Raw genomic sequence first — 14,818 nt, 5'->3', positions numbered from 1 at the left:
TCAGCGCGCCACGCCCAGCAAACGCTCCAGCACCTCGGGCTGGGCGCGCAAGGCCGCCGCGCGATCGGCATGCACCACCGTGCCATGGTCGAGCACTACCGCCTCATCGGAGATCGCGAGGATGGCCTGCGGATGCTGCTCGACGATGATGGCCGCGAGCCCCTCGTCCTGCGTGATGCGGCGGATCGCGCGCAGCAGCTCCTCCACGAGGATCGGCGCCAGCCCCTCGAGCGGCTCGTCGAGCAGCAGCAGGCGCGGATTCACCACCAGCGCCCGGCCCACGGCCAGCATCTGCTGCTCGCCGCCCGACAGCTGCGTGCCCAGGTTGCGCTTGCGCTCGGCCAGGCGCGGGAACATCTCGTAGACGCGCTGCGGGTTCCAGCGGCCGGGCCGTTCGACTGCGGTCAGGTTCTCGTGCACCGTGAGCGACTTGAAGATGTTGCGCTCCTGCGGCACCCAGCCGATGCCGGCTGCCGCGCGCTGGTGCGGCGAGAGCTTGTGCAGCGCCGCGCCCGACAGCGCGATGCTGCCGCCATGCTGGCGCGTCGTGCCGGCCAGCGTGTTGATCAGCGTGGTCTTGCCGGTGCCGTTGCGGCCCAGCAGCGCCAGGGTCTGGCCTTCGCCGAGGCTGAGCGAAATGTCGTGCAGCACCACGGCCTCTCCGTACCCGGCGCTGAGCTTCTCGATGCGCAGCAGTTCAGACATGCACTGCCCCCTGGCCCAGGTAGACCTCCTTGACCTTCGGATCGCGGGCGATCGCGTCCGGGTCGCCTTCGGTGAGCAAGGCTCCGTTGACCAGCACCGTCATGCGGTCCGCGAAGCTGAACACCAGGTCCATGTCGTGCTCGATCAGCAGCACCGAGACATCGGCCGGCAGCGCGGACACCGTCTGCAGCAGCTCCTCGCGCTCGCCCGCCGGCACGCCGGCCACCGGCTCGTCCAGCAGCAGCACGCGCGGCTCGCAGGCCAGCGCGATCGCGATCTCGAGCAGGCGGCGCTTGCCGTAGGCCAGCTCCCGCGTCGGCTGCCGCGCCACGTCGCTCAGATGGAACTGCTCCAGCAGCTGCGCCGCCCGCTCCGAGACCTGCGCCGACGCGCCCAGCGGCCGCCACCACTGCGCACCCAGGCCCGAGCGCTGGGACACGACCAGTGCCAGGGTCTCCAGCGGCGTCATCGAGTCGAAGAGCTGGTTGATCTGGAAGGTGCGCACCATGCCTCGCGCGACGCGGGCATGCGGCGCCAGGCGCGTGATGTCTTCGCCCTCCAGCACGATGCGCCCGGCGGTCGGCGTGAGCACGCCCGTCAGCAGATTGACCAGCGTGGTCTTGCCGGCGCCATTGGGGCCGATCAGCGCGTGGCGCGCGCCGCGCCGCAGGTTCAGCGTCACGTTGTCGGTGGCGGTGATGCCGCCGAAGCGCATCACCAGGCCGGTGGCGGACAGGACGGTATCGCTCATGGCCTCGAACCCGCCCGCCGGCCGAACCACGTCCAGGGCCTGAGCAGCCGGTCGCGCCCCACCAGCACCAGCAGCACCAGGATCAGACCGATCCAGAACATCCAGTACTGCGGCGTCACCGTTGACAGCGTGTCCTGCAGCAGCTTGAAGACAATGGCACCGGCGATGCCGCCGTAGAGCCAGCCCACGCCGCCGATCACCAGCATCAGCAGCACGTCGGCCGAGCGGTCGAAGGCCAGCACGTCGAGCGAGGCGAAGCCGGTGGTCTGCGCCAGCAGCGCGCCCGCTGCGCCCGCCACCGCAGCAGCCACGGTGTAGATCACCGCGATGCGCGAGACCACGGGGATGCCGATCGCCATCGCGCGCAGCCGGTTGTCGCGGATCGCCTTGAGCGTGGCGCCGAAGGGGGACTGCACCACGCGCCGCATCACGAGGAACAAAAGCAACAGCACGGCGAGCGAGTACCACGCCGCCGTGCGGCCGTAGAGGTCGAATTCGAACAGGCCCAGCACCGGCCCCATCACCACGCCCTGCAGCCCGTCCGCGCCACCGGTGAGCCAGTCCAGCTTGTTGGCCAGTTCGAGCAGCAGCAGCGCAGTGCCCAGCGTGACCATCAGCCGCGTGAGGTCGCTGCCGCGGAGGATGGTGATGCTGGCCACGGCGCCGAGCGCGGCCGAGGCGACGATGGCGACCAGCAGACCCACCGTCGGGTCGGGCATCACGTGCTTGGCAAAGAGAGCGGACGTGTAGGCGCCGAAGCCGAAGAAGGCCGCATGCCCGAGCGAGACGATGCCGGTGTAGCCCAGGATCAGGTCCAGCGACAGCGCGAACAGCGCGATGATCGCGATCTCGTTGATCATCAGCGCCTTCGAGGGCAGCAGCCCCGGCAGCACGAAGACCACCGCCCAGAAGACGAACTCCCACGGCCGCCAGCGCGTGCGGGCGAGCAGCGCGTCGCGCGGCGCCTCGGCGCTTATCGGAGCACCTTCGCCTGCGGCTACGGTGCCATGAGCCTTCGGAGCGGCCGTGCGGCTCATCGGCCACCACCCCGCCGGGTGAACAGGCCCTGCGGGCGCCACATCAGGATCAGGATCATGAGCAGGTAGACCGTGAAGGCCCCCATCTTCGGGATGAAGTACTTGCCCGCCACGTCGGCGATGCCCAGCAGCAGCGCGGCCAGCAGCGGCCCGGTGATCGACGAGGTGCCGCCGACCGAGACCACGATCAGGAAATAGATCATGTACTTGAGCGGGAAGGTCGGGTCCATGCCGAGGATCTCGGCGCCCAGCGCGCCGCCGAGCCCGGCCAGGCCCGAGCCCACCGCGAAGGTCGCCAGGAACACCACGTTGACGTTGATGCCCAGCCCCGCCGCCACGCGGGGGTCGTCCACCGCGGCGCGCAACCGGCTGCCGAAGCGCGTCTTCGACAGGATGAGCTGCAGCACCACCGTGAGCAGCGCGCACACCACGATGATGAAGATGCGGTAGTGGCCCATGCCCAGCAGCAGCGCGCCCTCGCCGATCTCGGTGCGCCCGCGCAGCCAGTCGGGCAGATGCACGTTCTGCTGCGAGGAGCCGACGAAATAGTCGATGGCCGCCACCGCCATGAACGCCAGCCCGATCGAGAACAGCACCTGGTCCAGGTGCGACTTGCCGTACATCGGCCGGTACAGCGTGCGCTCCAGCAGCGCACCCAGCAGCCCCACGAGCACGAAGGCGAGCGGCAGGCACACCAGGAAGGGAACGCCCGCCTTCTGCATCGCGAACACCGTCAGGTAGCCCCCCGCCATCGCGAAGGCCCCGTGCGCGAGGTTGATGAAGTTCATCAGCCCGAGCGTCACCGCCAGCCCGACCGCGAGCACGAACAGCAGCATGCCGTAGGCGATGCCGTCAAAGAGGATGGTGAGCATGCAGCTTGGGTTGGGGCTGTCGAATCCAGTCGCGACTTACTTGGACTTCCCGGGATCCTTCACCGCCTTGATCACGTCGAACTCGACGTTGTAGAGCTGCCCGTCCTTCTTCTCGACCTTGCGCAGGTACACGTCCTGCACGATGTCGCGGGTCTGCGCATCGATCAGCACCTGGCCGCGCGGGCTCTCGAAGAGCTGGCCCTTCATCGCCGCCAGCAGCGCGTCGCCGCCGCCCTGCCCCTTGGTGGCCTTGAGCGCCTCGTAGATCACGTGCATGCCGTCGTAGCCGCCGATCGCCATGAAGTTGGGCCGCATGTTCTTGTTGGCCTTCTGAAAGGCCTCGACGAACTTCTTGTTGAGCGCGGAAGGATGCGCGGCCGAGTAATGGTGCGTGGTGACCACGCCCAGCGCCCCGTCGCCCATGTCGTTGAGCTGGTCGTCGTCCGTCACGTCGCCGGTGGCGATCATCTTGATGCCGGCCTTGTCCATGCCGCGCTCGATAAACTGCTTCATCACCGCCGCGCCGGCGCCCGAGGGCACGAAGACGAACAGCGCGTCGGGCTTGGCATCGCGCACCTTCTGCAGGAAGGGCGCGAAATCCGGGTTGCGCAGCGGCACGCGCAGCTTGTCGAGCACCTTGCCGCCGTTGAGCTGGAAGCGCTCGGCGAAGAACTTCTCCGCGTCGTTGCCCGGGCCGTAGTCGGTGACCAGCGTGACCACCGACTTGATGCCGTTCTTGGGCGCCCAGTCGCCCATCGCGACCGAGACCTGCGGCAGCGTGAAGCTGGTGCGCACGATGTAGGGCGAGGCCTCGGTGATGCTGGAGGTGGCGGCGGCCATCACCACCATCGGCGTCTTCGACTGGGTGGCGATGGGCGCGGTGGCCATGGCCGAAGGCGTGATGCCGAAGCCGGCCAGCACGTTGACCTTGTCGTTCACCACGAGCTCTTGCGCCAGGCGCTTGGTCACGTCGGGCAGGCTGGTGTCGTCCTTGACGATCAGCTCGATCTTCTTGCCCGCCACGGTGTCGCCGTTCTGCGCCATGTAGAGCCGGGCCGCAGCCTCGATCTGGCGCCCGGTGGTGGCCTGCTGCCCTGTCATCGGCAGCACGAGGCCGATCTTGAACGTGTTGCCCTGGGCCTGCGCCAGCGGCATGGCCAGGGCGAAGGCCGTGAGGCTCGCGGCCTGCAGGAGGTGGCGACGTTGCATGGAAGTCTCCTTGAGATGGGGATCGGAACGGGGCGTATTGTGATCAATCGAAACGACGTTGGCGCCTTGGCAAACACCTAAGCACCGGCCTGGCGACCTGCATTCTGCGCGATGCAGCGACCACTTGCGCGATCATCGCGCAAAGCTTCCGGCCCTTCACGGCGTGTCCGGGCGCCATGCGGAATCGAGGGTGATGCTGCCGACCGCGCGCGACACGCAGGCGCAGATGCGCCGGCCTTCGCGCTTCTCCTGCTCGCTGAGGAACACGTCGCGGTGGTCGATCTCGCCATCGACCGCGAGCACGTCCATCGCGCACAGGCCGCATTCGCCGCGGCGGCAGTCCCACAGCGTCTGCACGCCGGCGGCTTCGAGCGCTTCGAGCAAGCTGCTTTCGGCGGGTACCTGGATGCTGAGGCCATGACGCGGAATGCGCACTTCGAATGCCTGCGCCGGCAGCCGGCCGCTGCTGCCGAAAGTCTCGAAGCGCAGGTTCGCAGGCGGCCGGCCGGCCGCCGCCCAGGCGCGCTTGACGGCCTCCAGCATGGGCACCGGCCCGCAGGTGTAGAGCTGGCCGCCGCGCGGCAAGGCCTCGATCTCGGTCGCGAAATCGATCGGTGCGCTGCCGGTGTGGGCCTGGACGCTGGTGGCTTGCGAGCCTCCGAGCGCCTGCTGCAGCACCGGGAGGTAGGCCAGCTCCTCGGCACTTCGCGCGCCGTAGAGCATGCGCACCGGCACACCCCTGCGCGCGGCCAGCGCGCTCAGGCGCTGCGCCATGAAGACCATCGGCGTGATGCCGATGCCACCCGCCACCAGCAGGTAGCCGGGCGCCGTGGTGTCGAGGCCGAAGTGGTTCTGCGGCTGCGTCACCAGCAGCCGATCGCCAGGTGCCAGGCGCCACATCGCGAGCGAGCCGCCGCGGCCATCGTCCAGGCGCTTGACGGCGATGCGCCAGGAGCGGCCGTCCGGCTCGCCGACCAGCGAGTAGTGACGCGTCTGCATCCGGCCTGCGCCTGGCGCGCCGACCAGCACCTGGACCTGGAGATGAGACCCCGGCTCATAGCCCATTGCCACGCTCGATTCGGGCGTGAGCTCGAACTCGCGCACGGTGGGCGTCACGTCGCGGCAGGCCGTGATGCGCGCAGGCATCCAGTGGATTTCGCTGTTCATCGCAAAAATGGTGTCTTCAGGCCCGCCGGCGGATCAGTTGCACACCCGGCAGAGGATGGTTGTGTGCGCCGTGCAGCGCCTCGCGCAGATTGCGCTGGGCCAGGCGGCTGTGCTCGCGCATCAGCGACTCGGCGCGCGAGCCTTCGCGGTTCTCGATCGCGTCCAGCACCTGGCCGTGCTGGTCCTGCGCGATCACGAGCATGTCGCGCGCGGCCGGCGAGTTGGCCTGCACCACCACGAAGGCGGAGGGCGATGCGAAGGGAAGGTTGATCACGCGCTCCATCTGCTGCGCGAGCAGCGGGCTGCCGGCCATCTCCGACAGCAGCCGATGGAACTGGCCGTTGAATTCGACATAGCGCGAGAAGGCGGCGTCGTCGAGCGCCGGCTCCTTCAACAGTTCGTCGATGCGACGCAGGCAGGCGCGCGCCTCGCGCAGCACCACGGGCGCCGCGCCGCGCTCGGCCGCCAGCCGCGCCGACAGGCCTTCGAGCGTGCCGCGCAGCTCGATGGCATCGGCGACGTCGCGCTCGGAGAAAGTGCGCACTGCATAGCCGCCATTCGGCAGGGCTTCGAGCAGGCCTTCCTGCTCCAGCCGCATGAGCGCGCTGCGCACCGGCGTGCGCGAGACGCCCAGTTGCTCCGAGATCGCCACCTCGGCGATGCGCGCGCCGCCCGGCAGCTCGCCGGCCAGCACCATCTCGCGCAGCCGCAACTGGGCCTTGACGGCCTGCGAGCTGCCGGCCTCGCCGGCTTCGACGCCGCCGCTCACGCGCCCTCCGTCACCGGCGCCGGCCGGATCGGGATGGTGGGCGTGGACGGCCGCTCCTTCGCGATCATCTGGTCGATCAGCCGGCGGGCCCACATCGCGCCGGCGTCGATGTTGAGATTGTTGAAATCGCGTCCGGGGCGCTCGTCCATCGCGCGCTGCTGTGCCTCGAGCACCAGCTCGTCCTCGCGGAAGATGCTGGCCACGCCCTCGCGCAGCTCGTGCGTGAGCCGCTGTTCGCCGATGCAGTAGTTGCGAGCGAAGGCCCAGAAATAGAGGCAGGTCTTGTCGGTCTCGGGCGTGATGGTGTTGAGCACGTAGCCGTTCACGCCCCCGCTGCGGTCGCCCGGATGCCCCTCGCGCGGCACTGCGCCGCTGCCCGCCGGTGCGACGCCCACGTCGATGTTGACGGTGCACGGGCCCTCGAAGCGGATGATCTGCCAGCGGTCGACCTTGCCCTCGTAGCTGCGGGCATGCCGGATCTGCGCAGCCCAGAACGGCGGCGCGTCGATGTTCTCCATCCACCGCGTGACCGTGGCCGATCGGTCGCCGTGCGTCGCGACGAAAGGCGCCTCGGCCACCGCGCGGTTGCCGATGGAGGAGCCGTGCACGAAGGTCTCGTGCGTGAGGTCCATCAGGTTGTCGACCACCAGGCGGTAGTCGCAAGCCACGCGGATCATCTTGCCGTCGCCGGCCCAGGCCGGGTCGTCGTTCCAGTGCATGTCGGGCACCAGCGCCGGGTCGGCCTTGGCAGGGTCGCCGGGCCAGACCCAGACGAAGCGGTGCTTCTCCACCACCGGGTAGGCGCGCACGCAGGCCGACGGATTGAGCGTCTCCTGGCTCGGCATGTGGGTACAGCGGCCCTGGCTGTTGTAGACCAGGCCGTGGTAGCCGCAGACCAGCTCGTCGCCTTCCAGCCGGCCGAGGGACAGCGGCATCAGGCGGTGCCAGCAGGCGTCCTCCAGCGCGGCCACCTGGCCATCGTTGCGCCGGTACAGCACCAGCTTCTGGTTGCAGATGGTGCGGGCCAGCAGGCTGTGCTTGACCTCGACGTCGTAGGCGGCCGCGTACCAGGCGTCGAGAGGAAAAGGACTTTTGGAGTTCATGGATACGCAATGTATACAATGAACACTGAACTTCCAATACTTACGCGCTCGTTTGAGGGAAAACACTGATCCGACTGTATTCAGTCTCGCCAATTGCCGAGCGTTTACGATCGGTCGTTCTTTTCCAGATTCGACGGAGCCCACCATGTCCGAACATGCCCGCCTGCCTGCCCGCTACGACCACGTCGGCAGCTTCCTGCGCCCCCAGTACCTGCTCGAAGCCCGCGAGCAGAAAGCCAAGGGCGAGATCACGCCCGAACAGCTTCGCAAGGTCGAAGACAAGGCCATCACCGAGATCGTGAAGTTCCAGGAGGACATCGGCCTCAAGAGCATCACCGACGGCGAGTTCCGCCGGACCTACTTCCACATCGACTTCCTCGAGCAGCTCGGCGGTGTGAAGACCGACATCCCGGTCACCATCCGCAAGCCGGACGGCACCGAAGAGCTCGCGCCACCGGTGATGCGCGTCATCGACAAGGTCACCCACGCCAAGGCCATCCAGCTCGCCGACTTCCAGTACCTCAAGAGCCAGGTCTCGCCCGGCAACACGCCCAAGGTCACCATCCCCTCGCCCACCATGCTGCATTTCCGCGGCGGCCGCGCCGGGATCAGCAAGGAGGCCTACCCCGAGCTCGACCCGACCTTCTACGACGACGTGGCCCGTGCCTACGGCGACGAGCTGCGCTCGCTGGCCGAGGCCGGCTGTACCTACGTGCAGATGGACGACACCAACCTCGCCTACCTGTGCGACGAGAAGATGCGCGAGGCGGCCCGCCAGCGCGGCGACGACCCCAACGAGCTCCCGCACCGCTACGCCGCCTTCATCAACAAGGTGGTGGCGCAGAAGCCCGCGGGCATGACGCTGGCGATGCACCTGTGCCGCGGCAACTTCAAGAGCACCCATGCCGCGGCCGGCAACTATGAGCCCGTGGCCGAGGCCCTGCTCAAGGAGATGGACCTGGACGCCTACTTCCTCGAGTACGACGACGCGCGCTCGGGCGACTTCCGGCCGCTGCGCTTCCTGCCCAAGGGCAAGACCGTCGTGCTGGGGCTGGTGACCACCAAGTTCGGCCAGCTGGAAGACAAGGACGAGCTCAAGGAACGCATCGAGGCTGCTGCCAAGTACGTGCCGCTGGAGCAGCTGGCGCTGTCGCCGCAGTGCGGTTTCTCCAGCACGGTGCATGGCAACAAGATCGCGGTGGAGGATCAGCGCAACAAGCTGCGGCTGGTGGTCGAGACGGCGCGGGAGGTCTGGGGCTCCGCCTGAGGTGCATGCCGGGTGAAGTCGCGGCATGATCGCGCCTCATGAAGCTCTTCACCGGCCCCCTCAGCATGTTCGGCGCCAAGGCCCACATCGCGGCGCTCGAAAAAGGCATCGCGATCGAAACCGTCATGGTGCCTTTCGACAAGGGCGACAACTACCTGCCCAAGCACCCCGAGGTGCTGCGGGTCAATCCCAAGCGGCAGGTGCCCGTGCTGATCGATGGCGAGGTGGAGGTCTTCGACTCCACGCAGATCTTCGAGTACCTCGAGGACAAGGTGCCCGAGCCGCCGCTGTGGCCGCGTGACGTTGCCGGCCGCGCCCGTGCCCGCCAGCTCGAGCACCTGTCCGACGAGGTCTTCTTCCCGCACGTGATCAAGCTGATGGGCCTGCAGCACGACATGCGCAGCGAAGCAGCAGTCACGGCCTGCGCCGCCTGCGCGCGCTTCTACGAGCAGATGGAAGAGCGGCTCGCGCACGCCGACCACCTGGCCGGCCCCTACACCTTCGCCGACATCGCCTTCTACATGGCGCAGGTCTTCGCAGACCGCAAGGGTGCCGGCATGACGGAGGCCACGCCGCGCCTGCTGGCCTGGCGCGAGCGCGTGGGCGCGCGTCCCGCGGTGCGCGCCGTGGTCGGGCCGATGATGCGCTTCCTCGCCTCGGAGGGACGGCCCGTGCCCGCCGCCCTCCAGTCGCACCTGGTGCCGGTCAACTCCTGAATCGGGCCTTCGTCGCGTGAACCGCATCGACGACTGGCTGGACTGGCTGCCCTCGCCGTCGCAGCACCTGCTGGTCGTCACCTTCGCGCTGCTGGTCTATGTGCTGACGACCCGAGGGCGGCGCGAGCACCGCGCCCCCGCCACCGCGATCGCCTGGGTCATGGGCCTGGCGCTGATGCCCTACCTCGTCCTCCCCATGTACCTGTTGTTCGGCCAGCGCAAGCTGCGGCCGGCGGGTTCGCCGCGGCCGCCGCGCTCGATCCCGGCCGGGCATTGGGCGGCCGACCTGATCGAGAGCTTCGGCCTCGCACCGCCCGGGCCCGCCGCGGTGCGCTTCCACGCCGACGGCGGCGCGGCACGCGATGCGTTGTGGGAGGTGATCGAGGGTGCGCGCACGCGCATCGACGTGTGCACCTTCATCATCGGCGACGATGCGTTGGGCCATGAAGCGATCAACCGGCTGTCGCGGCGCGCGCGCGAGGGCGTCAAGGTGCGCGTGCTGCTCGACGGCTTCGGCGCCCTGTCGCTGCCGCGCCATCACTTCGACACGCTGCGCGAGGCCGGCGCGGACGTCGCCGTGTTCCGCCCCATCTTCAGCCTGCGCCGCACGGGCCCGCGCAACCTGCGCAATCACCGCAAGCTCATCATCGCGGACGACAGCTGGCTCTGGTCGGGCGGGCGCAACCTCGCAGGCGAGTACTTCCTCGGCAACGACGAGCACCCGCAGCCCTGGCGCGACCTGTCCTTCGACCTCCGGGGCAGCGTGGCCGCGGCGGCGGCGCGCCAGTTCGACCACGACTGGGCCTCGGTGCGCGGGCGCAAGCCGCGCGCCATCGCCGCCGCCGCACCGCCGGCGGGCGAGCTCGCCCAGTTTCTTCCCAGCGGGCCCGACCAGACCGAGGACACGGCCCATGCGCTGCTGATCGACGCCTGCTTCCGCGCGGAGCACCGGCTGCTCGCCATCACGCCGTACTTCGTGCCCGGCGACGGCCTGCGCGACGCGCTGCGGCTGGCAGCTCGGCGCGGCGTGCAGGTCACGATCGCGATGCCGGCGCGATCCAACCACCCGCTCGCCGACTTCGTGCGCGCCCGGGCCATGCGCGACCTCGCGCGCGCCGGCGTCAGCTTCCGCATGCTCCCCTTCATGGCGCACGCCAAGGCCGTCGTGATGGACGAGCAGCTGGCGCTGTGCGGTTCGATCAACCTCGACATGCGCAGCCTGCTGCTGAACCACGAGGCGGCCGTGGTGTTCTACGGCGCCGAGCACATCGACTGGCTCGCGCAGTGGATCGAGACCACCGCCTCGGCCGGCGAGACCTACCGCGCGCGGCGGCCCGGCCTGGTGCGCGACGTGGCAGAGGGCCTGCTGCTGACGATCGCGTTTCAGCTCTAGTGGGCCGTAACGGCCAATTCGGGAGTGAAGGCCGCGTCAACGGCGTGCAGGGCAAGGCGCAAAGCTAGGACCCGCCGGACTTCGCAGGCGGTTCCAGGTTGGTATAGCTCGCATTCCCCAACCCGGTGCCGATGGTCAGCACCGCCCAGCGCTTCACGTCGCGCATGAAGGGCAGCTCGCTGAGCCCCTGCACCACCGCGTCGTTGTGCATCAGCGCCATGGTCGGCACGCCGCGGATGGTCGGGATCTTCTTGGCCAGCTCCGTGGGCAGGTGAAAGTGCTCGCTGGTCCAGTCGCCGGGCATGTTCTGCGCGCCTCGCGCGATCGAGCCGTCCTTGCGGATCAGCCCCGGGCAGCCGATACCCACGAAGGGCGCGAGCCGGATGCCCTCCTTCTTGCAATAGTGCACCTGCTCTTCGAGCATCTCCGCCAGCCTTGCAACCAGCGTGCGGCGGTTCGGCCCGTCGTCGGCGTGGCGCCACTTCTCGCGCCGGACCACCTTCGCCTTCGACAAATCGGCCGCACGTTTTTGGCGCGTCTTCACGATGCCGCAGCGCACGTTGGTGCCGCCGATGTCGAGCGCGAGGATGGCGTCGTAGTGCTCCAGCAGCTCGGGCGGCGTGAGGTGCAGCCAGCCGAGCAGCCCGGCATCGTCGGGTTCGTGGCAGATGCGTGCGAGCTCGACCTGCACCTTCATCTCCTGGAGGATGGCGGCCGCCTGCAGCACCGCCCGCTCGCCCACGTCGCTTTCCGGAAAGCCGCCGCCGATCACGATGCGCTCCACGCCCTGCCATGAAGGCTGGCGCAGGAAGCTCTGGATGACTTCGGCCAGCGACTCGGCGAACTCCTCGATGACGGCATGCACCACGTCGGTGGCCTCGGTGGCCTTGCCCGCCTTCAACGCCGCGTCGAGCGTGCCCTTCGCCAGGTCCTTGGAGTGCTGCTGGCCCAGCGGGTCGCGCTTGCCCTTCTTGCGCACGCGCTGGCGCCAGCGCTCCAGCAGCTCGCGGAAAGCCGTCTGGCTGGCCTGGTCGCCCAGGAAACCGTCCTCGCCGCGCAACTGGAGGCTGTAGCCCTCCACCACCACCGCCGGCAGTTCCTTCGCTCCATGGATGTCGGCCGATGGCGCCGTCGGCGCGTATCGGTTGTTGCTGTCGTTGTTGCTCTTCTTCGGTCGCGCCTTGTGCGTCTCGTTCTTGGGAGCCATGCAGTCCTTCGGAGGTTTTCGGGTGGGTTGTCGGTCAGTCGGCCGTGGCTTCGAGGATAAGGCGCGTGGTTTCCTCGGGCGCGTCCCAGTGCGGAAAATGGCCGCAGCGCTCGAACCAGTGCAGGCGTGCTCCGGGAAAGAGCTCCAGCGCACGCGCTGCCTGCCGCGGCAGGCAGATGCGGTCGAGCCGCCCCCAGCCGATCACCAGCGGCCTGGTCAGGCTGCCCGCATCCGCGCCCTGCCGTGCCGGCTCGCGCAGGAGCGCGCGCAGCACCGCGCCGTAGGAGCGTGCGGACGCATAGCTGCGCATTTCCTCGAGCACCATGGAAGGCGACAGCGCGTCCGGCTGCACCGAGAACCGCGCCAGCAGCAGCCTGCGCGACCAGCGGTGCGCGATGAGGGTGGGCATGGCAAATTGCAGGCTGTGCGCCAGCCGGTGCGAGAACCACACGGACGCGGCGAAGAGGAAGCGCTCCCACCCGAGCCAGAAGCCGCCCGGCCCCAGCGACACCACCGACCCCAGCACGCCGCCGCGGCTTGCCAGCTCGAGCAGCAGTCGCGCCCCCACCGAGCTGCCGACCGCATCGGTGCCGATCAGCTCGTGCTCCCGCAGGAACTGCGCGAGCGCGTCGGCCAGCGTCTGCACCGAGACCTCTCCGTCCAGCGGCGGGCTCTTGCCGAAGCCGGGCAGGTCGATCGCGGTCACGCTGCGCCGAGCGGCCAGCGGTTCCATGATCCCCTGCCACGAACGCCAGCTGCTGCCCAGTCCATGGACGAGCAACAGCGACTTGCCTTGGCCACGCCGGACGTAGTTGATGAGCACCATGGCACTGTGGGGGCACGTGCCATGGCATGCATCAGCCTCGCACACGATCTCCTGTAGGAAGGCGACCTGTCGCGATCCGCAGTGCATCGATACACTGCGCCGCATGCATTGCCTGCGCCAACTGCGGCTTCTCGCCTTGTTCTGCCTGGGCCTGCTCTGCGCAGCGGCGCCTTCGCAGGCGCAGGACGCGCGCCTGGACATCGGCTCCAAGCGCTTCACCGAGTCCTACATCCTGGCCGAGGTGCTGGCGCAGACCGCCGCGCCGCACCTGCCGGCCCCGCCCCGGCTGCGGCAGGGCCTGGGGAACACCGCGATCGTCTACGAGGCCCTGCGCTCGGGCAGCATCGACCTGTACGCCGAATACACCGGCACGGTGGCACTGGAGATCCTCAAGAACCCGCAGCCCATGACGCGCGAGGCCATGAGCGCCGCGCTCGCGCCGCTCGGCCTGGGCATCGCGATCCCGCTCGGCTTCAACGACGGCTACGCGCTCGCCATGCGCGCGGCCGATGCCGACCGGCTCGGCGTGCGCACCCTCAGCGAGCTGGCGCGCCATCCCGATCTGCGGCTGGGACTGTCCAACGAATTCATCGGCCGCGCCGATGGCTGGCAAGGCCTGGCTGCGCGCTACGGCTTCACGCAGAAGCCGACCGGCCTGGACCATGGCCTGGCGTACGACGCGATCGCGGCGAAGCAGGTGGACGTCATCGACATCTACACCACGGACGCCAAGATCGACCACCTCGGCCTGCGCGTGCTGACCGACGACCGCGCCTACTTCCCGCGCTACGACGCGGTGGTGCTGTACCGGCTCGACGTGCCCACGCGCTGGCCGGCGGCCTGGGCCGCGCTGCAGAAGCTCGAGGGCCGCATCGACGAGCGCGCGATGATCGCGATGAACGCGCGCGCCGAGCTGCAGGGCGTGGCCTTCGACGTGATCGCGCGCGATTTCCTGGCGCAAGGCGGCATGGGCGGGAAGGCCGGCACTACAGGCACTGCCGGCAGCGACGGTGCGCGCGGCTTCGCCGCCAAGCTCTTCGGCCCCGACCTCGGACGGCTCGCGCGCCAGCATCTTCTGCTGGTGGCGATCTCGGTGGGGCTGGCGATCCTGGTCGCCGTGCCGCTGGGGATTGCCGTGTTCCCGCACCTGCGGCTGCGAGCCATCGTGCTCGGCCTTGCCGGCCTCCTGCAGACCGTGCCCTCCCTGGCGCTGCTGGCGGTGCTGATCTCGCTCATCGGCGCCATCGGCACCGTGCCGGCGCTGATCGCGCTCACGCTCTATTCGCTGCTGCCCATCATGCGCAACACCGTGACTGGCCTGGCCGAGGTGCCGGCCGGGCTGCGAATGGCCGGCACGGCGCTGGGCATGACGGGCGGGCAGAGCCTCCGGCTGGTGCTGCTGCCGCTCGCGCTGCCGACGCTGTTGGCGGGCGTGCGGACGGCGACGGCGATTGCGATCGGGACGGCGACGATTGCTGCTTTTATCGGCGCGGGCGGGTTTGGGGAAAGGATCGTGACGGGGCTGGCCTTGAATGACCGCGAGTTGCTGGTGGCGGGGGCGGTGCCGGCGGCGGTGCTGGCGTTGCTGAGTGAAGGGGTGTTCGAGGGGATCGAGTACTGGCTTCGTCGGGGGCGGTCTGGTTGACTTGTTCCCTCGCCCGTTGACTTACTCCCTCCCCCTTTGCGGGGCACTCTGCCTGTCGATTCGTGCGTTGCTGGTGTGTTGAGTGCGGAGCCGGGATTTCGCCCCGGCGGGCGAGTCACTTTCTTTGTCTCGCCAAAGAAAGTAACCAAAG

General features: G+C 69.0%; 14 protein-coding genes. 4 read left to right on the top strand and 10 right to left on the bottom strand.

The annotated features are described in order from the left end of the window. The 8 genes from ACMGEZ_RS10425 to ACMGEZ_RS10390 all read right to left on the bottom strand — a co-directional run bounded on the left by ACMGEZ_RS10425 (position 1) and on the right by ACMGEZ_RS10390 (position 7,613). Positions 1-705, bottom strand: coding sequence for an ABC transporter ATP-binding protein (locus tag ACMGEZ_RS10425; RefSeq protein WP_436822208.1), 705 nt, complete (start codon positions 703-705; stop codon positions 1-3). Next, complete coding sequence (locus tag ACMGEZ_RS10420) at positions 698-1,456, bottom strand: ABC transporter ATP-binding protein (RefSeq protein ID WP_436822207.1); 759 nt, start codon at positions 1,454-1,456, stop codon at positions 698-700. Before ACMGEZ_RS10420 ends, ACMGEZ_RS10425 begins: the two co-directional genes overlap by 8 nt. Then, positions 1,453-2,493, bottom strand: a complete 1,041-nt coding sequence (locus ACMGEZ_RS10415; protein ID WP_436822206.1) for a branched-chain amino acid ABC transporter permease — start codon at positions 2,491-2,493, stop codon at positions 1,453-1,455. Before ACMGEZ_RS10415 ends, ACMGEZ_RS10420 begins: the two co-directional genes overlap by 4 nt. Further along, the gene (locus ACMGEZ_RS10410; RefSeq protein ID WP_436822205.1) at positions 2,490-3,365 is read right to left on the bottom strand and encodes a branched-chain amino acid ABC transporter permease; all 876 of its coding nucleotides are present in this window, start codon (positions 3,363-3,365) and stop codon (positions 2,490-2,492) included. Before ACMGEZ_RS10410 ends, ACMGEZ_RS10415 begins: the two co-directional genes overlap by 4 nt. Before the next feature lie 36 nt (positions 3,366-3,401). Further along, the gene (locus ACMGEZ_RS10405) at positions 3,402-4,574 is read right to left on the bottom strand and encodes an ABC transporter substrate-binding protein (RefSeq protein ID WP_436822204.1); all 1,173 of its coding nucleotides are present in this window, start codon (positions 4,572-4,574) and stop codon (positions 3,402-3,404) included. A 156-nt stretch (positions 4,575-4,730) separates the two neighbouring features. Beyond that, entirely contained in the window at positions 4,731-5,741 is a 1,011-nt protein-coding gene (locus tag ACMGEZ_RS10400) for a PDR/VanB family oxidoreductase (RefSeq protein ID WP_436822203.1), read from the bottom strand. 16 nt (positions 5,742-5,757) lie between these two features. Next, positions 5,758-6,510: a GntR family transcriptional regulator gene (locus ACMGEZ_RS10395; RefSeq protein ID WP_436822202.1), complete on the bottom strand. Its 753-nt coding sequence runs from the start codon at positions 6,508-6,510 to the stop codon at positions 5,758-5,760. Then, positions 6,507-7,613: an aromatic ring-hydroxylating dioxygenase subunit alpha gene (locus ACMGEZ_RS10390; protein ID WP_436822201.1), complete on the bottom strand. Its 1,107-nt coding sequence runs from the start codon at positions 7,611-7,613 to the stop codon at positions 6,507-6,509. The genes ACMGEZ_RS10395 and ACMGEZ_RS10390 overlap by 4 nt, the downstream gene beginning before the upstream one ends. Positions 7,614-7,758: 145 nt before the next feature. On the opposite strand from ACMGEZ_RS10390, the gene ACMGEZ_RS10385 reads away from it, so the two are divergent. Genes ACMGEZ_RS10385 through ACMGEZ_RS10375 form a run of 3 tightly spaced genes read left to right on the top strand, consistent with a single transcriptional unit; the run spans position 7,759 to position 10,989 of the window. Beyond that, positions 7,759-8,880, top strand: coding sequence for a 5-methyltetrahydropteroyltriglutamate--homocysteine S-methyltransferase (locus ACMGEZ_RS10385; RefSeq protein WP_436822200.1), 1,122 nt, complete (start codon positions 7,759-7,761; stop codon positions 8,878-8,880). Between the two features lie 38 nt (positions 8,881-8,918). Further along, complete coding sequence (locus ACMGEZ_RS10380; protein WP_436822199.1) at positions 8,919-9,596, top strand: glutathione S-transferase family protein; 678 nt, start codon at positions 8,919-8,921, stop codon at positions 9,594-9,596. 16 nt (positions 9,597-9,612) lie between these two features. Further along, positions 9,613-10,989 carry a phospholipase D-like domain-containing protein gene (locus ACMGEZ_RS10375; RefSeq protein WP_436822198.1) on the top strand — a complete coding sequence of 459 codons (1,377 nt, stop codon included), beginning with the start codon at positions 9,613-9,615 and terminating at the stop codon, positions 10,987-10,989. A gap of 64 nt (positions 10,990-11,053) precedes the next feature. Here ACMGEZ_RS10375 and ACMGEZ_RS10370 read toward each other — a convergent pair whose 3' ends face one another. Then, positions 11,054-12,196, bottom strand: a complete 1,143-nt coding sequence (locus ACMGEZ_RS10370) for an ROK family protein (RefSeq protein ID WP_436822197.1) — start codon at positions 12,194-12,196, stop codon at positions 11,054-11,056. 34 nt (positions 12,197-12,230) lie between these two features. Continuing rightward, positions 12,231-13,022 carry an alpha/beta fold hydrolase gene (locus ACMGEZ_RS10365; RefSeq protein ID WP_436822196.1) on the bottom strand — a complete coding sequence of 264 codons (792 nt, stop codon included), beginning with the start codon at positions 13,020-13,022 and terminating at the stop codon, positions 12,231-12,233. A gap of 103 nt (positions 13,023-13,125) precedes the next feature. Between ACMGEZ_RS10365 and ACMGEZ_RS10360 the strand changes: the two genes are divergently transcribed. Next, positions 13,126-14,667: an ABC transporter permease/substrate-binding protein gene (locus ACMGEZ_RS10360; protein WP_436822195.1), complete on the top strand. Its 1,542-nt coding sequence runs from the start codon at positions 13,126-13,128 to the stop codon at positions 14,665-14,667. The last annotated feature ends 151 nt before the right edge of the window (positions 14,668-14,818 follow it).

It is taken from the genome of Variovorax stachyos (assembly GCF_051400855.1).
Taxonomy (GTDB): Bacteria; Pseudomonadota; Gammaproteobacteria; order Burkholderiales; family Burkholderiaceae_C; genus Variovorax.
Note: the sequence above shows the minus strand (reverse complement) of the source record. Positions and strands in the feature narration are given on the sequence as shown.